Genomic DNA, 20,059 nt, shown 5'->3' on the forward strand with positions numbered 1-20,059 from the left:
AGTTATATTCCTTGTGCTTTCAATTCTTATGTATAGGCAATTACCTTTTTCAAATAAGAATACAACGGATACTGCTACGAAAAGTGAATGATCTTTCATAAATTAAAAAATAATGTAAAAATAAGGTTACGTTAAGATTTACTTCAATTTACGGAAATGATTCCGAACTATTATATTTTCATCAGGCAACAGAAAACGTGAAAGTATGATAGGGAATTGTTGCTGAGATTGAAGTTTTTTGTTATCAAAATAGAAACTATAATTATATGAAAAAAGGAGAATGAGTATGAAAACAACCAATGGAAGTAAAGCTAAAGCAATATTCGCAGCAATAGGGATTATGCTGTTGTTTCTGGGAATTCAGGCAGTAATTGGAGCTGCAGGATCGGCCGGAGCGTCTTATTTACATTTTGTACAGACAGGAGAACCTTTTAAAGATGAAGCCGAATATATGGATTATATTTCTGAAATTTTAACAGTGTTGCAGTTTGTTGGAGAGATTGCGTGTATTGCAGTATTCGGACTTTGGTATTACCTTGGTTCAGTAAGAAAAGATAAAAAGCAGGGAACGTATGAATCAGGTCTTAAGAAAATTTCAGATGTAAAATCTATTGCATTCCTTATCTGTACGGCACTAGGCTTTTACGCAATTGATCTGATAGTTTCCAAAATTACAGCTGTTATTATTCCCGGAAGTAATGAGTTATTCAGCCAGCTTATGGGACTTATCGCAGGTGGAAATCAAGTTGTAGCAGCACTTACAGTCGCAATTCTTGCGCCTTTTGCCGAGGAATTGGCATTCAGAGGAGTAATGATAAAGAATTCAAAGAAGGCCTTTAAAATAGTAGGCTGTGTCATCATCTCTTCACTTATGTTTGCCATTATGCATATGAATCCGCTTCAGAGTTTATATGCATTGCCTATAGGTGTAGCACTTGCATTCGTGGCATATAAGTTTAATTCAGTAGTTCCGGCAATTATTATTCATGCTATCAATAATACTGTTGCTATTGTATTACCTTCACTTATGGGAAGAGCTCTTAGCATTATTGAAGCAGCTATTTTGTGCGTAGTGTGTTTGGCACTTGCTGTTTTTACTTACAAAAAACTGTCTGTAAAGACTAAACAGATAGATGTTTCAGAGATTACTGCATAATAAGCTAATAAGCGAACGAGGCTGTCGACAGAAATGTCGGCAGCCTTTTCGCTGTTATTTGATATCTTTAGGTGAAGCGAAAGCCACCCTAAATATCCATTCCCCTCATAGTAGAACCACAGGATCTGTTCCTACACTTAGGTAAAGCATCGCTACCTTTGCTGGAACTTTCTCATCTGATCTCGGGCTCAGCCTTGGTAAAGCATCGCTACCGTGGTTGCCCTTGTCTTATGTTCTGATATAATAATACTCTCGGAACTATCACAAAATTATCACACTCAATTTTTGTAATTTGTATTGCTATAATGACTTTCGTGGTTTTGATGACTATATACGAAGGAATTAATGCTTATACGTTTGTCTCATGAGAATATTTAAATGAGGTAGGAACACGATGAATAAAATATGGGATTTAATGCATAAAGAAGATACTGTTATATTTTTTGATATAGACGGAACTCTAACAAGTTATAACTATGGAGAATATCATGCTCATCATGAGCTGGATTTTACACCTGAGTTTCGTGATATAAATATTTACGCCGACTGTAATCGGCTTGAACCTATTTATAAGTTTATACAGGAACATGATATGAGCCGAATTTTTTGTATATCCAGAGAGCCGCATGGTCATGAAGCATGGAAATCGGAGATGGTTGAAAAGCTTTATGGAATTCCGACTGACCACTGTTTTTACACTCTTGATGCAGCAGAAAAACCAAGAATTGTTAAGGAAATAGTAAAAAAGAATTACCCGGATCTTAATCCAAAATCCGTTGTTTGTGTGGATGATAATGATGAAACACTCGGAATGTATATGAAAGAGACACCTTTCTGTACAGCACATCCGATGATTTTCATGGAGCATATATAATGTTTCATAGTGTAAGAATAATGCTATAATAGTTTTTGTATCTGTTGTATGAATTCTATAATAAATATTTTGTTGGGAGGGGTATTTTCAATGAAGAAAAGGAAACGATTGTTTTCTATTGTTTGCGCTGCCGTTCTGGCAGTGTCAGGTTTCAGTTTTTCAGGTTTTGATGGTACATATCTTACGGCACATGCTGATGTAGAAACGACTCTGCAGGCGGACATTGTCTATGAAGAAAATGGTACAGATTTTGCTGCAAATGATGCTACTACACATAGTTTAAGCGCTGGGCTTATACAGTGGAGTGAGAAAGATGATGTGTATGTTTCCGTAAATGACACGCTGTATAAGCCATCTTACAATTGGTCACTTACAAACGGTGCCGCCAGTCTGTTTGAAATAGTGGGTTCAACTACCGGAAAAAATGTCCAGGTAAAGGTAAAGAATGGGGCTTCACTCGGTGACAGATTATATTATTCTGACCGGCTGGTGCTTATGGCCACAACAGCGGATAAAAGTGTGGAGATTGATGGATGTAATGTCATTTTAACAATATACTCTGACAAATTTCCTGATTTAGATAAAGTCCAATTTGATCATTATAAAACGTATTTTGATAAAAATCATACTTCCAGTACCTTTACAATATCGGGATTGGATGACGCATATGTCAGCAAGCTGACATGGGATTTTGCTGATGAAGGTGCAAAAGATTTCTTTACTCTCTCAGCTAATGGGAAAACAGCAACCGTCACTCTTTCAAAAGATGCTGAAAAGAACTGGAAAGCATATTATGAATCTGAAGACAATTATTATACCTGGATAGCCTGCTATTTGGAATCGGAGGGTTCAGCTGAAAAGCAAATGCTTAAGGAAGCACCAATTATTTATTATCCGGACGGTATTAAATTTGATGATGTTGAGCTCACGATAAGCGAAGATGAGCAGGGCGAAGATACCATAGTGGAGTATGATTTTGAAGAAAGCGAGCAGACTACTTTATATGCAGGTTATAGTGATCCAGTTTTAAAGGACTATGTTAATAATCCTTCTTATAAGTGGAGTCTTAATGCAGAGGCTTCTAAATATTTTGATATTATTACGCCTGCCACAGGTTCATCCATTAAGGTAAAAGCGAAAGATAACGCAAATGCACTTCTTGGTGACGAGCTAAGTGCCACCGGACAGCTGATACTCACAGCTAAAAGTGATAGTTTTCCAGGGACACGTTCAAAGGTTATAGATCTGATTGTAAGAAAATATGTAGCTTGTGATATAAGCCCTGAAGAACTTAACTTTAGTGAGCAGCATAATTCACGTAAAGTCACATTTACTAGTGATGCTATCTCTGATATGAAATCAGTTTATTGCAAGCTGGAAGGGGATAGTTATGTATCAGATGTATTCTCTATTTCAACTAATGGTGCTGATACAACAGTAACCCTTAAACCCGGAGCTGCAGACTTAGTAACAAAAAAATGCGAAGTTTACACAAGCGACGCAGGAAAATATTATGAGGCATGTCTTTCATACTATATGAAATCAAAAACCGGAAAGACAGAAATAAATATCGCGAATGTGTGGTTATTTTTCCATTTGAATAAGCTCTATGAGGCTAAATATTCACCTGATGAAATATATTTTAAAGAAGGTGTTGCCGGAGAGAAAAAGCTTACACTGGATGTAGAGCACAATGCCTCAGAGAATATACAATATGAGTGGAGCCTTAATGAAGATGATGAAGAAGCATTGAAGAATATTTCGCTGGCTCCGAATAAGAATACGGTATTAGTAAAATACAGCGGAGAAAAAACAGATGATTGGTTTAGGGTATTCTGCAGAATAAAGGTAAATGGTAAATATGCGCCATTATCCAAGGACAATGTAATTATCAGAATTAATGATACAGGCAAAGGAGATGATAACAAATCTGGTAACTCAGGGGATAATAAAGGAGGAAACACAGGAAATAATAATCCCGGTGGCGATAGCAACAAAAACCAGAATCCGAATAACAACACACCGCAGAATCCCGACGGTAACTCTTCACAGGGAAATTCTAATGGAGGAGATAATGCGCAGAATCCGGGAGTTTCACCTGCAGCAGAAGGTTCAGTAGTTTCTCCTTCTGATTCCGGAACAAACGGAAAATTTGTTGTAACCTCTTCAGACAAGAATTCTGCTGCAGTTTCCTACAATGCAGTTTCCAATAAAAAGGCAAAGAAGGTATCAATACCTTCTACAGTTAAAGATGCAAACGGTGTCGAATACAAGGTTACAACTATAGGAACCGGAGCGTTAAAGAAAAACAAGAAGGTTAAAACCGTTATTATACCTTCAACAATAACACTGATAAAAGAAAAAGCATTTAATGGCTGCAAAAAGCTTGGAAACATAACCATTCATGCGAATACAGCTTTGAAGATTGAGAGCGGTGCCTTTAAGAATATTAAAAAAGGTGCAACCTTTACTATTTATGCTAAGGATAAGAAAACCTACAAAAATATAGTTAAGAGTCTCAAAAAAGCCGGTGCAACAGGATGCAAATTTAAATTTAAAAAGGGATGATAGCTAAACATTAAGAGTCATGGGAGTGTAAAAAATTTCTCTAAAAGAGATTTCCTAAGATAATTACGAGCTGAATGATGGTGAGATATCCATTGTTCAGCTCGTTTCTGTTTTTTCAAAAAATTCCATCAGCCTGAATTATTTTGACAATTTTCCTAATGCAAATGAAAAAACTTGACGAATTGGTCTATCTATCATAGACTATAATTGTAGTCTATTGTGGATAGTCCAAATAGGAGGTAACCATGGCTGTTGAGTTAGGGGATGTTCAGATGCAGTTTGCAAAGCTTATCTGGGAGAAGGAGCCTGTTGGGTCAGGTGAACTGGTAAAGCTCTGTGCAGACGAGTTCGGGTGGAAAAAATCTACCACCTATACAGTTCTTAAGAAACTCTGCGAGAAGGGCTTGTTTCAAAATGTGGATGGAGTTGTCACTTCAATGATTTCCGAGGCAGAGTTTTATACGAGGAAAAGTGAAGAGTTTGTAGAGGAGACCTTTGGTGGATCGCTGCCTGCTTTCCTTGCGGCGTTCACATCTCGACAAAAACTGTCGAAAAAGGAACTTGCAGAGATAAAGAAGATAATTGATAACGCAAAGGAATGAAGTTTTAACATTATAGGAACATTAGGTACTTGGGGATGTGGATAGTCATAGTGGAGTAGCACTTAATACAGACAGCCGGAGGGAAAACATATGGGGACGATTTTTATAAAAGTAATTGAAATGAGTGTGGCAGCAACTTTTCTGATGCTTGCAGTAATACTACTTAGAATACCACTTAAGAAAGCGCCTAAGTGGTTCATGGGTGTGCTGTGGGCAATAGTTGCGTTACGGTTGATTTTGCCTTTTCAGATTGAGGCTGATTTTGGGCTTCTCCCCAACATCGGTGGCATGATAGAAAAATACATTTATGGAAGTGGTAATGGCAGTCAGGTGACAGAGGTTGTCCAGCATGACTATCAGCCTTCTTCTTCAATACAGCCGGGATGGATGGAAGGAATAGATGAAAATGAAGTTATCGTACCTGAAACTGCTGATGAAGAAATAGAGTACCTTCCAAGTGAAGAAATCACAACGGTTGACACGGCAAGCTATGACAATATGACATTCAGAAAAGATCTTTTTATCAGACTTCAGATGATCTGGATGTTTGGAGGATTACTCGTTCTTGGTTATGCAGTTCTCAGCTATATATCCATTAAAAAGAAGACACGGGTTTCCATCAGGATGAAAGGCAGTGATAATGCATTTGTCTGTGACGAGATAGACACACCATTTATTCTTGGAGTTTTTAGACCTGTGATATACCTGCCATCAGGGCTTGATGATGAGACAGTAAGGAACGTGCTTGCCCATGAAAAAGCTCATATATTAAGGCACGATCACATAAGAAAACAGTTTGGATTTTTACTGCTTGCTATTTACTGGTTTAATCCTCTTGTGTGGATTTCCTACGCACTTTTCTGTAAAGACATTGAACTTTCCTGTGACGAAAAGGTCATAAGTCACATGTCATTGGATGAGAAAAAATCCTATGCAACATCGCTCCTTCTTTGCAGCACCCATAGGAGATTTGTTCTGGCGTATCCTCTTGCGTTTGGTGAAGTGGGAGTCGGAACAAGGGTTAAACAAATCTTTAATTATAAAAAGCCTACCTTCTGGCTTATTGTGATGCTGGTGTTAATGTGTGCGGGGCTTTCAACCTGTTTCTTTACAAGCGTTGCAGGTGATGGTGCTGATGAAGCTACAGTATCTGGACAGGATGAGAAAGCAGAAGATGCAAACGAGGCAGATGTTTTAAATGTTAAGCAGACGAGAGACAGCCTGGTAAGACAATGGTGTGAGGATTTTATGGACAGGAATGCGGAAGGTATTGTGAATGCCTGCACCGAAGAAGTTCAGCAGACTCTCATCGAAGAGCAGCTGCTTCTGAGGGATGAGGACGGCGACTCTTTTGGGTGGTCAAGTCCCTGGCCGGGAATGCTTACAGGAGATATAAGCGGACCTGTCAGCTATTCTGTACTCTATGGGGGTATAGGTAATAAGGGTATTGAGATTATTTATCGCGCAACAGATTCGGAGCCTCATCTGTATATGTGGAAGGAATACCTTGGCATAGAAGTGGATGAAAACGGAGATTTAAAAATCACCTCTGAAGAATTCAAAGAGATGACTGACATTGAAAACTATGATGATTTTATGGATGCCTATTATAGTGGCATTACCATTGACGAGATGGATTATTCCAGGAACGGTCTTGGTGAGGATCTAAACCAAAATGCAAAAGAGGATACAAATGGTCTTTACGCAAAACTTTTTGATCCGGTATCATCAGCAAGACATCTTCTTAATCTTTCAGAGGATAGGTCAAAGGTTGCAGTTACTGCCGGTGAAGATACAGAAGATGGCAAGCTTGTTTCGATATCCTTCATCGATGATAATGTAGCAGTCAATATGCTCATGATTCAGCCATGGGGAAGCGATGGTATCTATGTGCCTGTGCAGTGTGATTTTGATGAATCAGTCAGCTGGGATTCAGTTGATGAAGAGGTTTCATATATTATAGAGAACAGCGATGGGGCACACAGTGACTCAAATGGCAATGTGAATTCGACGGAGCTTCCTAACTACATAAAGGGCTCAGGAGAGAAGTTTATAAACCTTCCATTTTCAGATGGTGAGGATTACTTTGAGAATGCTCATGAACATAAATCCATGACTGATGGTTATTCGGAAGAAGCCGACCTAAACGGCGATGGAAAGAAGGAAAAGATAAAAGTAATCGACCTTGGATATCAGGGTGGTGACGGCGGTTATGAGCCACATGTCTATGGATTGGATGGAAAAGAGATCGCACTTCCTGCTGACACAAGGCAGGAGCCTTTTTCCTTAAAGTGGACAAATGGAAATGTTGATGTAATTTGGGATGATATGGTTATTGCATCTCTTACAAAGGCTCAGGTTCGTGAGCTGTATCTTGAAAAGGGCTACACTGAAGATGAGCTTGAGAATTTAGAGGACATGTTCAATGAGGACGAGGTTATTGTTGGTGATGATGCAAGCGGTTTTGTCATTGGAGATAAGGATGGCAAACCTGAACTTATCGTAAAATATTTGCTTTCAGGTAAGCAGGGACACGCAGATACTTTTGGATATGTTCTTTTGCATCTTACATTAAATGAGGATGGCACATGGAATGAGACACCTGAGTATGTGACAGATTTGGATTGATTTAAATACTTTAGGATTTTGAAGTAAATATGTAACTTGATTTAAGGTTGTTGCTTGTTGCGACAGCCTTTTTCATTCTTTACATTGATATTCAGAATAGTCATTTTGATTAAAAAATTGGTATTAAAAGCCTAAATAAGTGTAAAATAGTGAGTGAAAAGGTGGTTCGGTATCCCGTCAGATTATAGATAATTATTTATGAAGGAGGTAATATTATATGCTCGAGATAGGAACAAAAGCGCCGTCATTTGAACTCCCTGATCAGAACGGGGTAATGCATTCACTGGAAGAATACAAAGGCAAGAAGGTTATCCTGTATTTTTATCCAAAAGATAATACTGCCGGATGCACTAAGCAGGCATGTGGATTTTCAGAGAGATATCCGCAATTTACGGAAAAAGGGGCAGTGGTGCTTGGAGTGAGTAAGGATACGGTTGCTTCGCATAAGAAGTTTGAGGAAAAGAATGGGCTTGCTTTCACACTTCTTGCGGATCCTGAACGCAAGGTAATTGAAGCTTATGATGTGTGGAAAGAGAAAAAGAATTATGGCAAGGTTTCTATGGGTGTTGTGCGAACCACGTATCTGATTGACGAAGAAGGAATAATAATCAGGGCTAACGATAAAGTAAAAGCAGCTGATGATCCCGAAAAGATGCTTGGGGAACTATGATGAATAAGAAATAAGGGGATAATATGGGAGAAAAAATCGTAATGGGTTACTGGGACTGTCCGTTTTGTGGCAGCACTGGAATACCCGGAACCACATATGACTGTCCTAACTGTGGAAGGCAGAGGGGCAAGGAAACCAAGTTTTACATGAAGGAGGGAACTGTTGAATATGTTCCGGGGCATAAAGTCAGCGGTGCTGACTGGTACTGCGATTACTGCGGTGCGCTTAATTCTGCGGAAAGGACTACATGTGAAAACTGCGGTTCTCAAAGGGATGAGAGTAAAGAGGACTATTTTTCTTTAAAAGAACCTAAAACAGACAATTTTAATAACAACTTTAATAATACGGAATCCTCTACCTCTAATGAAAAAAAGTCAGCGTCAAAGTTTATAACATTCGGGATTATTGCTCTTATTATCCTGATGGTAATCCTGATAAGCAGATTTTTGTCAAGACCTAAAGACTCCACCTTTTTAGTCCAGAGTATGTCTTGGGAGAATTCCATAAAAATCGAGGAGAACAAGACTTTTCGGGAATCGGACTGGAAGCTTCCGGATGGCGCAAGACTTGCTTATACCAAATCTGAAATCCGCAGTTACGAATCAGTTCTTGACCATTATGAGTCTGTTACCAAATCCAGACAGGTTCAGGACGGCGGCCATTATGAAACAAGCTATTCTGATAACGGAGATGGTTCTTTTACCGAACATTCCACATTTGTACCGGATTACACAACGGAATACTATACAGAGGAAGAACCTGTTTACCGTAAGGAACCTGTTTATGATACAAAATATTATTATGATATAGATAAATGGGTAGATTCAAGAACAGAAACGTCTTCCGGTAATGATAAGAATCCCTATTGGCCGGATCTAAACCTCACTGAGAAAGAACGAGAAGCCGGTCGCTCATCCACCTATTCCATGAGTGGAGAACTAACTTATAAATCTTTAAGAAAATACAAAACGAAAACCGTAAAATATACCATAGACGAAGCTATGTGGAAAGCTATTGATATCGGTCAGACAATAAGTTTGACCCTCAAGAATGGCAAAATCACAGCATGGCAATATGAATAACAGAATATCCATATAAGACAGACCTATTCAGTGTATAACTGAGAGGCCTGTCTTTTTCTGATCAGTTATACTTTTCGCTTGTTACAAAATGTTTATGCAATCAGTAAGTGATGCATTAGTTTATCCATTTGGCAATATAACATTTTCTTAAATTTTTGTAAGCCATTCTGTTATAATGTTCTCTGTGAGTTTTTTTTAAAGTTAATAGGTAAGAGTAATTGATAATGACGAAAAACTATCTTGAATTATATGGTAAAAGAATATGCATGATAGCCGCATTCTATTTGATAAATTTTGGGTTATGGGAAATTATTGCACCAATCATTTCCGGTGAATGGGCTTCATTTATGGTATATGTTTTACTCTTTGTGTTTGTGATATTTATGTTTCATAAGGAGCTTAAAAAGGAATTGGTTGAAATTGCCAATACAAAATTGAAGGACAGGAGTTTTTACCTAAGATGGCTGATTGTTCTGGCAATTGATTTAATGCTTACAATGGTTGTTCTCTGGTTAGCTAATACTTATTGTAATGCTATTTTGCCGGTTAATAATGAGAACGTAAAAAACCAGCTGAATGCTGTTCCCGTGTCATTGGGTGTGATACAGGGCTGTTTATTTGCACCTGTGATTGAAGAGATGGTGTTTCGCTACAGTATTATTGGCAAACCGAAAAGTAAATCCATGTGGATTATTTTTTCAATAATATCCATTGTTTTATTTGATTGCATTCATATCGTAGCCACATTGGAGTTCTTCTATTATTTGACTCCTGCAATTTTTTTAACACTGTTCTATGACTGGAATAAAAACGTTTTAGCATCGATATTGCTGCATTCGTCGATTAATATTGTTGGATATTTGGCATTATTAGTAGGGGTATTGTGATAGCTGATCTTAATGAAACAGTAATCTTTATAGATCCAAAGGATAAGCCGTCAGAGCAGAATGATCTGACATTGGAAGTATTTAGCAAGAAGATTATGTAATCAGTTTTGTCTGACGAACAGAAGGGAATATAAAAGTAATGGGACATTTTTATTTTATTAGGCATGGACAGACAGTATGGAATGTTGAAAACAAGATATGCGGGGCAACAGATATAGAATTGACGGAACTTGGACACCAACAGGCTATTGAGACGGGAAAAAGGATTATTGAAACCGGAATTAAGGCTGATGAGATTCTTACTTCACCTCTTGTCAGAGCATCCGAGACAGCCAGACATATATCGGAGATTACTGGGATTCCTATGCGGATAGAACCAAGGCTCATTGAACAGAACTTTGGAAAATATGAATCTACTGCCAGAGATGGCAGGGAATTTCATGAAGCCAAGAAAGACATGGCGAGCAGATTTGGAACCGGGGAATCCATGCTTCACCTGGCACAGAGAATATACAATCTTCTTGATGATATTAAAGAAGATGATAAGACATATATCCTTGTAGCGCATAATGGAATATCAAGGATATTGGAATCATATTTCAGAGAGATGGATAATGAAGAATTCTCTTCGTTTGGCATAAAGAACTGTGAGATAAAACGATACGATTTTTAAAAATAAAATATTTTTGTCTAAAAAATTTTGCTCATCGTATTTTCCTGTAGGCGGTTAAAGAGATACTACCTACAGGATGATGAACACCTTTAACTGCTGGTAGTTTTTCCTTCACCGAAAGTGACAGGAAGGCAAAGCAGCGGCGGAGTGGTATCAAGATTGTCTCGGAGCAGAAGATCTACGGCTGCTTCAGCTATATCTTCTACAGGCTGTACTATGGTAGAACAAACATATTCTTCGGTGGCAAAATCCTTTATGCCATCGAAACCTATAATCTCCACATCTCCCGGAACTGACAGACCAAAAGATACCAGAATATCTCTGACCAAAAGTGCAAGAAGATCCGTGCCGCAAAAAATACCATCATAGGCACATTGGCCTTTAAACAGTGGTTCAAGATATTTTGCAAGAACAGCTTTGGTTTCATTTATTACATGGGTATCTATTAATGTGTGGCTTTCACAGGGAAGGTTATATGACCGGCATCCGTATTCAAAACCGGACAATCTTTTATAGGTTTCACCGTTGATTGCTGACCACATACGGATAAATAGTACCTTCTTGCAGCCAAGTGCATGCAGTTTTTCAGCTGCAAGCTGTCCACCTGCAAAATTATCGCTGGAAACGCAGGGGGTATGAGTGTTAATAATCCTGTCTATTGATACGAAAGAAACTTCATCGGGAACTACCAGATTAGTGTTATAGGTAAGTCCTATGATTCCGTCAACTTTATGTTGCAGGGCGAGATTAACAAATTCTGTTTCCAGAGAAGGGTCATAATCTGTGCAGAACATAAGACAGCGATAGCCCCTTGCGGAGAGCGAACTATTGAGACAGTTTGCCAGATGCCCAAAGTAGGGGTGCGTGGTATTTGGAATAAGAACAGCTGCGGTGTGGGTGCGACTTGCTTTAAGCCCCTGGGCATAGCTGTTAACGCGGTAGTTCAGCTTTTTTATGGCTGCAAGTACCTTCTTTTCATACTCTTCACCAACCGGTTTGTGGTTTATAACCTTGGAAACTGTTCCAAGAGCGACCCCGGCTTCCCGGGCAACGTCCTTAATTGTAGGGGCGTTTTTTTATTTAATAGGAAATTTCGCCTTGGCGGCGAAACCTTGAATTAAAAGGCCCGGCAAGACCGGGCCACGCAAAGCGGAGGTATGTTGGTTATGAATTACCAATCTACCTCATCAAAGAATTCATCATCTTCATGCATAAAGTAATCCATATCGAGAAGGTCTTCATCGTCCATCTCGCGGATTTCATTCGCCGACATGCCTTCCGGCGGATTCTGGATGTATTTCTCTCTAAGCTTTGCTATTAGTTCTTTACTAGCCATGGCTGTTCCTCCTGTAGCATGATTTTATCATGCGCAGGAATACGAGGGAACAATGCCGATTTTTGTAGACGGAGCTCTGCTCTTGGGACGGCATTTTCCCATTGTCTTTTCGTATAAGTCTTCGAGAGAAACACGTTTGTGGTTGAAGCGCAACTCAAGAAATTTCATGGTGCTGTTGCATTTGGGACAACTTAATGGATCATATCCGAATGCTGACAGGATACCTGAACGCCATTGAAGGAATGATTTAAAGAATGGCTTTTTGGAAGGATGAATCAGACGGTAAAGTTTTTTGTCTGACTCCCTATGACGACCATACACGCCATAATAACGTATCATCTTAAAGTCTTTTTCTGGTATGTGCTGTATAAGACGTTTGATGAATTCCATTGAAGGTATGGTCTCGGTGACAAGGACTTCGTCCTCATGTCTGTTGTAGTGGAAAGTAACAGTATCATGCTCTTTATCATAAGAGTCAATTCTTGAGAGCCCGATTACAGGACGACCAAGATATCTGCCTATATATTTAGCAACAGTACGTCTGTCAGCGAGAGTGGGTTTGCCATAGACATAGAAGCCTTCTTTCTGATTTTTGTAGGAGAGAGCTTTTTCTTTTTTAAACAATGCTTTCTTATTGGGATCAGTAATACGATCTTCCATTAGATTCAGAAGAGCAGTCTGAAAAGCATGGCGCATATAGGGGTAACTGAAGAACTTTACTTTGCGCCAGAAGCCGGTGTCTCCAACACCACCTTCAGATATGAGGCAGTGGATATGAGGATTCCATTCCAAAGGACGACCAAATGTGTGAAGAACAAGGATGTAACCAGGTGTAAAGTTCTGACTCTTGTTGATTTTGTAGAACATCCGGTTAATAACACTGCTGGTAGCTTCAAAAAGACAATTAAGAAGGTCACGATCTTCGAGAAAGTAATGGCGTAATTCTTTTGATATGGTGAATACGCAGTGACGGTGCTGACAGTTTATGAGCTTAAATGACATAGCCTGAGCACGCTTTTGTGAATACATGGCACCACATGTAGGGCAGAATCTAGAATGACAACGAAAGGGAACAAATTTGAGAGTACCACAATCAGGGCAGCCGTACATGGCGCCGCCATAGGCAGGATCCCCGCAATTGATCATCTTATCGATGTTTTCCATTTCGGTCTTGCGGGGGTGAAGAGTATATTGAATTTCTTCATAATGATCGCGGAATAAATCTTGTAGAGTATTTCGTTTCATAAATTCATTATGAATGAGTTGAGGCAAAAAACAACCCCACCCCTCATGAGTGAGGGGCAGGGGAGTTGAGGTGCCGTAGGCACTTTTTTTATGTGCAGGCAACACTAAGTCGCTTATATCAATTATTTGTTCTTCTATTGTGCAGTACGGGTCGGGGTCATGACCGGCCCGTACACTTTTGTTAATGGAGGCCCTTAATGAGAACTACTAAAACAAGTTATAAAGTGAGGCAGTTTTGTGTTTTTGCGGGACCGGCAGCGCTGTTGTTTTCGCTCACTGTGATCCTGCCTTTTATCTATGGACTCTATCTGACATTTACCAGCTGGGATGGAATTTCAAGACAGAAACCTTTTGTTGGCCTTGCAAATTACGCTGCCACGTTTCAGGATGCTGATTTTTGGGTTCCCATTACGAGAACTCTTGTATATTCTGCGCTGGCAGTCATTCTTGTAAATGTTGTTGCTTTTATTCTTGCTTATCTTGTTACGTCGGGTGTTCGGGGACAGAATTTTTTCCGTGTAGGTTTCTTCATTCCTAACCTTATCGGAGGTATTGTCCTTGGTTATATCTGGAAGTTTGTTTTTAACCGCGCTTTTGTCGCTGTAGGCAATGCTATAACCGGACAGACTTTACCTTCTCTTTTGTCTACGCCTACAGGTGCAATGTTCTGCCTGATTTTCGTATCGGTATGGCAGTACGCGGGATATATGATGCTGATATATGTTGCCGGTTTTATGAGCGTTGGGGAGGATGTGAAAGAAGCCTCCATGATCGATGGCTGCAGCCCTTCTCAGGCTATGTGGAGGATTATTGTTCCTCTTATGAGATCGTCATTCGTGCAGTGCATTTTCCTTAGCATCACCAGATGCTTTATGGCTTACGACGTGAACCTGTCATTGACTAAGGGAGAGCCTTTTAACTCTACAGTTATGGCAGCTATGCACGTATATAACACGGCATTTACTTATAAACAATACGGAACCGGCCAGGCTGAGGCATTTGTGCTGTTTGTCATCTGTGCAATTGTAGGCATGGTTCAGGTTTATGTTGGTAAGAAAGGAGAGGTGGAAGCGTGATGAATGATTCAGCAAAAGCTTTGAGAAAAAAGAAGATCAGGAACGCCTTTATGTTTATCGTTCTTCTTGTACTGTTTTTCTGCTTTGTAGCGCCATTCCTTTTGGTCATCATAAACGTATTTAAGACAAAGGGTGATATTACAAGCAACCCACTTGCTCTTGTTGGTAAACATGGATTTACATTAAAGAACTTTCCTGAGGCAATGAAAAAAATGGATTTCTGGAGAGTGTTCATGAACTCTGTGATCATAACTGTAAGTGCCACAATCCTTACAGTACTGACTTCGTCCATGAATGCATATGTGATAGTCAGAAATAAATGGATTGCCTGCACAGTTCTTTTTGCAATGATGATAGCTTCAATGGTGATCCCTTTCCAGGTTCTGATGGTGCCGCTCGTATCTGTATACGGTGGAATATTTGGGCTCCTGAACCACAGGCTCACACTGATACTTCTTCATGTGGGATTTTCTGTGTCAATGGCCAGCTTTATGTTTCATGGCGCCATTCGCACGAATATTCCGCTGGAACTGGAGGAGGCTGCATACATTGATGGATGTACAAACTGGGGAACATTCTGGAAAATAGTATTTCCTTTACTAAAACCCACAATCGCTACAGTGGCTATTATAGATGCCATGGCATTTTGGAATGACTACCTGCTTCCAAGTCTTGTTCTTCAGAAAAAAGACCTTTACACAATTCCGATAGCTACGCAGGCATTTTATGGAACATATTCTACGGATATTGGACTTGTTATGGCAGCCCTTCTGCTGGCCATGCTTCCTATCCTGGTTCTATATCTTTTCCTGCAGAGATATATCGTCAAGGGTGTTACTTCCGGTGCAGTGAAAGGATGAAATCAGTTCAATATGAAAAATACATTATTACAAAAAGCCAGAGAATATGAGGAGAGATATTCGAAACAGATATCTGATATGCAAAGACCTTTGTTTCACCTCACTCCTAAAGTAGGGTGGTTAAATGATCCAAATGGCTTTTCCTGGGAATATGATCGCAAGATTATGGTTAATCATGACCGATATGGAAAGATATGGGAATGCCCTGATCTCTTTTCTCTGGATGGAAAAGAGGTTCTTATTTTTAGCGTGCAGGAGATGCTGCCTGAAGGTCTTGAATTCCACAACGGTTTTGGCTCAATAGTGGCTATTGGAGACTTTTCTTTTGACAACGGGGGAATTCTGCAAGGAGGAGATACATTCAATTGATTACGGAATTGATTTTTATGCTCCTCAGACGTTGCTTACCCCTGACGGCAGAAGGGTTATGATAGGCTGGCTTCAGAACTGGGATACCATTACCCCGCCACAGACCGTACTTCCGTGGGAGGGACAGATGTCGCTGCCCCGTGAGCTTGAGGTAAAGAATGGTAGGCTTTATCAGAATCCTGTCAGGGAGCTACTGTCATATCGCATAGGCGATGCAGTTAAGGGCGAGTATGTTCTTAATGATGAGGAGAGAGAGATAAACGGAATAAGTGGCCGAACTGTGGATCTTACAGTAGACATTGAGGCTGCTGATCTTTCTGATATCTATCACAGATTTGCCATCAGATTCGCCAGAAATGACAGGTATTATACATCCATTAGTTTCAGACCCGGGGAATCGGTTCTTAGAATAGACAGGAAATTTTCGGGCTCCCGAAGAGGAATAATACATCAGAGGAGGGCAAGGGTAGAGCACGAAAATGGTCGGATAAGACTTCGGATTATCATTGACAGGTACAGTGTAGAAATTTTCGTCAATGACGGAGAAAAAGTGCTCTCCGCGATTCTGGAGACAGACGTTGCGGCTGATGGAATCTCTTTTATCGCTGAGGGAAAAGCGAAGATCAACGTAGAACATTATAATATTTCTCTTGAAAACATTTTTTAATCATATTAGCCTTTTCTTAGGACGTCCGAATCTTATCCTAAGAGGAGGCTTTTATATTATATAGCTGAATAGAATCAGGGAACTTTGATGAATAGCTTATTTAAGCCGTTTTAAGTTTAGTCCCAGTGGGAGGAATAATGGATATACAAGTAAGAAACGCAAATAAGGCAGACTTTCAGGCTGTTAGACGAATAATGAATCAGGTTCAGGAAATGCATGTAGAATGGCGACCGGATATCTATAAACCCAATGAAGATTTTATAACAGAAGAAGTTTTTGATAGGATGATCGGTTGTGGAAATCTTTTTGTTGCAGATATGGGAGGTATAGTAGCGGGAGTTCTCGAAATAACATATAGGCATATTGAAAGTCCTACTCACGTTACAAGAGATGTGATTTTTATAGACACTATGGCTGTTGATTCGGAATTTAGAGGGAAAGGTATCGGACATCAGTTTTTTGGCAAAGTGAAAGAGCTGAAGGAGGCTTCCGGTTTAGATGGAATAGAACTTCAGGTAAATGCCAGGAACCATGCTGCATATGAAATGTACAGGGAATACGGGTTTACAGAAAAATCGATTAATATGGAATTGCTATAACATCCGGACTGTATAAGCCTTACTACTAAATAAATTCCTTTATATTTATTAGAAAAGTGTAAATTGAAAATAATAATCTATGTTATAATGGTTTATATGAAGCAAAGACGCTTACTTACGTGGCGGTCTTTGCTTTTTTGTATGTAAAAGACTTATTGTTAGGAGGTATTCATGCATGGCAGCATTTGACAGAGTATTATCCGGCATACCTGAAATGGACAAATCTCTTGATAACATCAGGCTAGGTGATAATGTTGTTTTCAGGGTTTCTGAACTTTCTGAGTTCAAACTGTTTGTGGACCCATTCATTGAGCAAGCAAAAAAAGATAAAAGAAACATAATCTATTTTCGCTTTGCCACCCATGAGCCTCTGGTTGAAGACTGTCCGGAAGTTAAGACTATTCATGTACCACTCACGCACCGCTTTGAGACATTTACGGTAGATATTCATAATTATATAGAAAAAGAGGGAAAGGATGCCTTCTACGTTTTTGACTGCCTTTCAGAGCTTCAGATACGATGGGCCACTGACCTTATGATGGGTAATTTTTTCAGAGTGACTTGTCCCTTTCTTTTCATTCTTGATACAGTTGCATTCTTCCCAATAATAAGGGGAAAACACTCCTTTCATGCAATCAATAAAATCCTTAATACAACACAGTTGTTTCTTGATGTATATACCGATTCAAGAAACGTATATGTCCGTCCGGAAAAGGTATGGAACAGGGATTCAGAGACCATGTTTCTTCCACATATTTACAGGAAAGAAGAGGGGACCTTTAGACCAATACTGGATGGAGTACAGTCCAGTCGCTTTTATCAGCTTTTGGACGACTTCCAGCGCCCGGGAGAGGATCAGTACATAGACTTTTGGGATAAGTTCTTTAACACTGCTAAAATGCAGTACGACAATCAAATGGATGTCGAAGAGTACTGTAATATGATGTGTAATATCATGATGACGCGGGATGAAAAAATGAGGCTTATGGTGAAAAAGCATTTTAAGCCAAAGGATTATTTCAACGTTAGAAACCATATGATAGGAACAGGGCTTATTGGCGGAAAGGCCTGCGGAATGCTGCTTGCAAGAGCAATAATACGTAATATTAGTCCTGAAATAAATGAAGTTCTTGAACCCCACGATTCGTTTTTTATCGGATCGGATATCTATTACACCTATATTGTTGATAATGAGTTCTGGGATTTGAGAATCCGGCAGAGAACTGAAGAAGAGTATTTTTCACTGGCGGAGGAGTTTGCGGGCAAACTAAAATCAGGTGTCTTTTCAGAGGATCTGTGCACACAGTTTAAGCATATTCTCGAATATTATGGACAGGACCCTTTTATTGTGCGTTCCAGCAGTATTCTGGAGGACGGATTTGGCAATGCTTTTGCCGGAAAATATGAATCTGTATTCTGTGCCAACAGAGGAACACTAGAGGAGAGGCTTCTTGAGTTCGAGAATGCAATCCGAACTGTATACGCCAGCAGTATGAGCCTTTCGGCATTGGATTACCGGAAAAGAAGAGGCCTTGATAAGAGAGATGAACAGATGGCACTTCTTGTGCAAAGAGTTTCAGGGTCATACTATGGACCATACTATATGCCATGTGCGGCAGGTGTGGGCTATTCTTACAGCCCTTATAAGTTTTTGGCGGATATTGATCCAAAAGCAGGTATGCTTAGGCTTGTAATGGGGCTTGGTACGTCTGCTGTAGACAGGACAATGGGTTCATATCCCCGCCTTGTGAGTCTTGATAAGCCGGAGGCTACTTCCTCTGTTACTGTTGCGGAGAAGCATCAGTTTTCACAGAGAGCAGTAGAAGCCATGGATGTAAATGAACATGCACTTAAGCGCCTTGAACTCAGGGATGTTGAGAATAAGCTTCCCATGTACCTGATAAACACGCTACTTGAGCATGATTATGAGGTTGAGGATTCACTAAAAGAGCGGGGGATTTATCGCGATGTGAGATTTATCTCCTGCAAAGGACTGGTAAAAAAACAGATAATCATGACACAGATGCAGCAAATGATGCAGATAATACAGGAGGAATATCAGCATCCTGTAGATATAGAATTTACATTGAATCTCTCTGAAAACGGTGAGTATTCCATAAATCTTTTACAGTGCAGACCACTCCAGGTGATGAAGGGTAGCATGCAGGTGAAAATTCCTGAGAATATCCGGGAGGAGACAATAATCCTTGAAAGTAAGGGCTCATCCATGGGGCTTTCAAGGAGTGTCCCAATAGACCTGATAGTTTATGTCGATCCCAAGGCATATTACAACATGCCATACGCAGAAAAATCAAAGATTGCGAGCTGCATCGGGAAGGTAAACTGGGCCTACCGGGATAGCGGACGTCACATGATACTTATGGTTCCCGGGCGAATCGGAACATCATCTCCGGAGCTTGGAGTGCCCACAACCTTTGCTGATATTAGTGAGTTTGAGGCTGTATGCGAGGTTGAAGAAAAGGATGCAGGCTATAATCCGGAATTATCCTATGGAAGCCATATTTTTCAGGATCTGGTGGAGGCGGACATACTATACACTGCAGTTTTTGCAAATGAAAAGACGAAGATTTTCAGGCCTGAAAAACTGGCTGAATATAAGAATATAACTGAGGAATTCTTAGATGATGAAGCAAATAATGGGATCGTGAATGTATATGACCTAAAGGAATCTGAATGTATCCTCTACTATGATTTGAAGGATAACCGGCTGGTACTGTGTTTTACCGGTTGATATCTTAAGCATATT

The 20,059-nt window shown here is 39.8% G+C and carries 18 protein-coding genes; 15 read left to right on the forward strand and 3 right to left on the reverse strand.

The window, feature by feature from the left end; genetic code table 11:
- The first annotated feature begins 286 nt into the window (after positions 1 to 286).
- From BV60_RS0118615 to BV60_RS0118660, 9 genes are all read left to right on the forward strand, one after another.
- A complete protein-coding gene (locus tag BV60_RS0118615) occupies positions 287 to 1,156 on the forward strand; it encodes a CPBP family intramembrane glutamic endopeptidase (protein ID WP_029324201.1) in 870 nt (289 codons plus the stop codon).
- 394 nt (positions 1,157 to 1,550) lie between these two features.
- Positions 1,551 to 2,030: a hypothetical protein gene (locus tag BV60_RS0118620; protein ID WP_029324203.1), complete on the forward strand. Its 480-nt coding sequence runs from the start codon at positions 1,551 to 1,553 to the stop codon at positions 2,028 to 2,030.
- Positions 2,031 to 2,120: 90 nt separating this feature from the next.
- Positions 2,121 to 4,598 (forward strand): leucine-rich repeat protein, encoded by a 2,478-nt coding sequence (locus BV60_RS22350; RefSeq protein ID WP_029324205.1) that lies wholly within the window; start codon positions 2,121 to 2,123, stop codon positions 4,596 to 4,598.
- Positions 4,599 to 4,843: 245 nt separating this feature from the next.
- On the forward strand, positions 4,844 to 5,200 hold the full coding sequence (locus BV60_RS0118630) for a BlaI/MecI/CopY family transcriptional regulator (protein ID WP_026658573.1): 357 nt from the start codon (positions 4,844 to 4,846) through the stop codon (positions 5,198 to 5,200).
- A gap of 90 nt (positions 5,201 to 5,290) precedes the next feature.
- A complete protein-coding gene (locus BV60_RS22355; protein WP_051656891.1) occupies positions 5,291 to 7,828 on the forward strand; it encodes a M56 family metallopeptidase in 2,538 nt (845 codons plus the stop codon).
- Positions 7,829 to 8,045: 217 nt separating this feature from the next.
- A complete protein-coding gene (bcp, locus tag BV60_RS0118640) occupies positions 8,046 to 8,498 on the forward strand; it encodes a thioredoxin-dependent thiol peroxidase (RefSeq protein ID WP_029324210.1) in 453 nt (150 codons plus the stop codon).
- A gap of 23 nt (positions 8,499 to 8,521) precedes the next feature.
- Complete coding sequence (locus tag BV60_RS0118645; protein WP_029324212.1) at positions 8,522 to 9,580, forward strand: zinc finger Ran-binding domain-containing protein; 1,059 nt, start codon at positions 8,522 to 8,524, stop codon at positions 9,578 to 9,580.
- Between the two features lie 224 nt (positions 9,581 to 9,804).
- Entirely contained in the window at positions 9,805 to 10,467 is a 663-nt protein-coding gene (locus BV60_RS0118650) for a CPBP family intramembrane glutamic endopeptidase (protein ID WP_029324214.1), read from the forward strand.
- 139 nt (positions 10,468 to 10,606) lie between these two features.
- Complete coding sequence (locus BV60_RS0118660; protein WP_029324216.1) at positions 10,607 to 11,140, forward strand: histidine phosphatase family protein; 534 nt, start codon at positions 10,607 to 10,609, stop codon at positions 11,138 to 11,140.
- 89 nt (positions 11,141 to 11,229) lie between these two features.
- On the opposite strand, the gene BV60_RS0118665 is transcribed toward BV60_RS0118660, so the two are convergent.
- The 3 genes from BV60_RS0118665 to BV60_RS0118680 all read right to left on the reverse strand — a co-directional run bounded on the left by BV60_RS0118665 (position 11,230) and on the right by BV60_RS0118680 (position 13,721).
- Positions 11,230 to 12,201, reverse strand: coding sequence for a LacI family DNA-binding transcriptional regulator (locus BV60_RS0118665; protein WP_029324217.1), 972 nt, complete (start codon positions 12,199 to 12,201; stop codon positions 11,230 to 11,232).
- 110 nt (positions 12,202 to 12,311) lie between these two features.
- The gene (locus BV60_RS23555) at positions 12,312 to 12,476 is read right to left on the reverse strand and encodes a hypothetical protein (RefSeq protein ID WP_170832732.1); all 165 of its coding nucleotides are present in this window, start codon (positions 12,474 to 12,476) and stop codon (positions 12,312 to 12,314) included.
- A 27-nt stretch (positions 12,477 to 12,503) separates the two neighbouring features.
- Complete coding sequence (locus BV60_RS0118680) at positions 12,504 to 13,721, reverse strand: IS91 family transposase (RefSeq protein ID WP_051656875.1); 1,218 nt, start codon at positions 13,719 to 13,721, stop codon at positions 12,504 to 12,506.
- Positions 13,722 to 13,918: 197 nt separating this feature from the next.
- Here BV60_RS0118680 and BV60_RS0118690 point away from each other — a divergent pair, with 197 nt between their 5' ends.
- The 6 genes from BV60_RS0118690 to BV60_RS0118710 all read left to right on the forward strand — a co-directional run bounded on the left by BV60_RS0118690 (position 13,919) and on the right by BV60_RS0118710 (position 20,044).
- On the forward strand, positions 13,919 to 14,797 hold the full coding sequence (locus BV60_RS0118690; protein ID WP_029324220.1) for a carbohydrate ABC transporter permease: 879 nt from the start codon (positions 13,919 to 13,921) through the stop codon (positions 14,795 to 14,797).
- A complete protein-coding gene (locus BV60_RS0118695) occupies positions 14,797 to 15,657 on the forward strand; it encodes a carbohydrate ABC transporter permease (RefSeq protein WP_029324222.1) in 861 nt (286 codons plus the stop codon). The genes BV60_RS0118690 and BV60_RS0118695 overlap by 1 nt, the downstream gene beginning before the upstream one ends.
- A gap of 12 nt (positions 15,658 to 15,669) precedes the next feature.
- A complete protein-coding gene (locus BV60_RS24075) occupies positions 15,670 to 16,026 on the forward strand; it encodes a hypothetical protein (RefSeq protein WP_051656893.1) in 357 nt (118 codons plus the stop codon).
- The gene (locus BV60_RS23905; RefSeq protein WP_051656894.1) at positions 15,983 to 16,693 is read left to right on the forward strand and encodes a GH32 C-terminal domain-containing protein; all 711 of its coding nucleotides are present in this window, start codon (positions 15,983 to 15,985) and stop codon (positions 16,691 to 16,693) included. Before BV60_RS24075 ends, BV60_RS23905 begins: the two co-directional genes overlap by 44 nt.
- Positions 16,694 to 16,830: 137 nt before the next feature.
- Positions 16,831 to 17,292, forward strand: a complete 462-nt coding sequence (locus tag BV60_RS0118705) for a GNAT family N-acetyltransferase (RefSeq protein ID WP_029324224.1) — start codon at positions 16,831 to 16,833, stop codon at positions 17,290 to 17,292.
- Positions 17,293 to 17,467: 175 nt separating this feature from the next.
- Complete coding sequence (locus tag BV60_RS0118710; protein ID WP_029324226.1) at positions 17,468 to 20,044, forward strand: PEP/pyruvate-binding domain-containing protein; 2,577 nt, start codon at positions 17,468 to 17,470, stop codon at positions 20,042 to 20,044.
- Positions 20,045 to 20,059 lie beyond the last annotated feature (15 nt).

It is taken from the genome of Butyrivibrio sp. AE3004 (assembly GCF_000703165.1).
Taxonomy (GTDB): domain Bacteria; phylum Bacillota; class Clostridia; order Lachnospirales; family Lachnospiraceae; genus Butyrivibrio.

Coding starts and splice junctions, on each gene's coding strand:
- BV60_RS22355 (WP_051656891.1), top strand. CDS start 5,291: ATGGGGACGATTTTTATAAAAGTAATTGAAATGAGTGTGGCAGCAACT.
- BV60_RS0118645 (WP_029324212.1), top strand. CDS start 8,522: ATGGGAGAAAAAATCGTAATGGGTTACTGGGACTGTCCGTTTTGTGGC.
- BV60_RS0118695 (WP_029324222.1), top strand. CDS start 14,797: ATGAATGATTCAGCAAAAGCTTTGAGAAAAAAGAAGATCAGGAACGCC.
- BV60_RS0118615 (WP_029324201.1), top strand. CDS start 287: ATGAAAACAACCAATGGAAGTAAAGCTAAAGCAATATTCGCAGCAATA.
- BV60_RS0118690 (WP_029324220.1), top strand. CDS start 13,919: ATGAGAACTACTAAAACAAGTTATAAAGTGAGGCAGTTTTGTGTTTTT.
- BV60_RS0118705 (WP_029324224.1), top strand. CDS start 16,831: ATGGATATACAAGTAAGAAACGCAAATAAGGCAGACTTTCAGGCTGTT.
- BV60_RS23555 (WP_170832732.1), bottom strand. CDS start 12,476: ATGGCTAGTAAAGAACTAATAGCAAAGCTTAGAGAGAAATACATCCAG.
- BV60_RS0118660 (WP_029324216.1), top strand. CDS start 10,607: ATGGGACATTTTTATTTTATTAGGCATGGACAGACAGTATGGAATGTT.
- BV60_RS0118680 (WP_051656875.1), bottom strand. CDS start 13,721: ATGAAACGAAATACTCTACAAGATTTATTCCGCGATCATTATGAAGAA.
- BV60_RS0118710 (WP_029324226.1), top strand. CDS start 17,468: ATGGCAGCATTTGACAGAGTATTATCCGGCATACCTGAAATGGACAAA.
- BV60_RS0118630 (WP_026658573.1), top strand. CDS start 4,844: ATGGCTGTTGAGTTAGGGGATGTTCAGATGCAGTTTGCAAAGCTTATC.
- bcp (WP_029324210.1), top strand. CDS start 8,046: ATGCTCGAGATAGGAACAAAAGCGCCGTCATTTGAACTCCCTGATCAG.
- BV60_RS0118650 (WP_029324214.1), top strand. CDS start 9,805: ATGACGAAAAACTATCTTGAATTATATGGTAAAAGAATATGCATGATA.
- BV60_RS0118620 (WP_029324203.1), top strand. CDS start 1,551: ATGAATAAAATATGGGATTTAATGCATAAAGAAGATACTGTTATATTT.
- BV60_RS24075 (WP_051656893.1), top strand. CDS start 15,670: ATGAAAAATACATTATTACAAAAAGCCAGAGAATATGAGGAGAGATAT.
- BV60_RS22350 (WP_029324205.1), top strand. CDS start 2,121: ATGAAGAAAAGGAAACGATTGTTTTCTATTGTTTGCGCTGCCGTTCTG.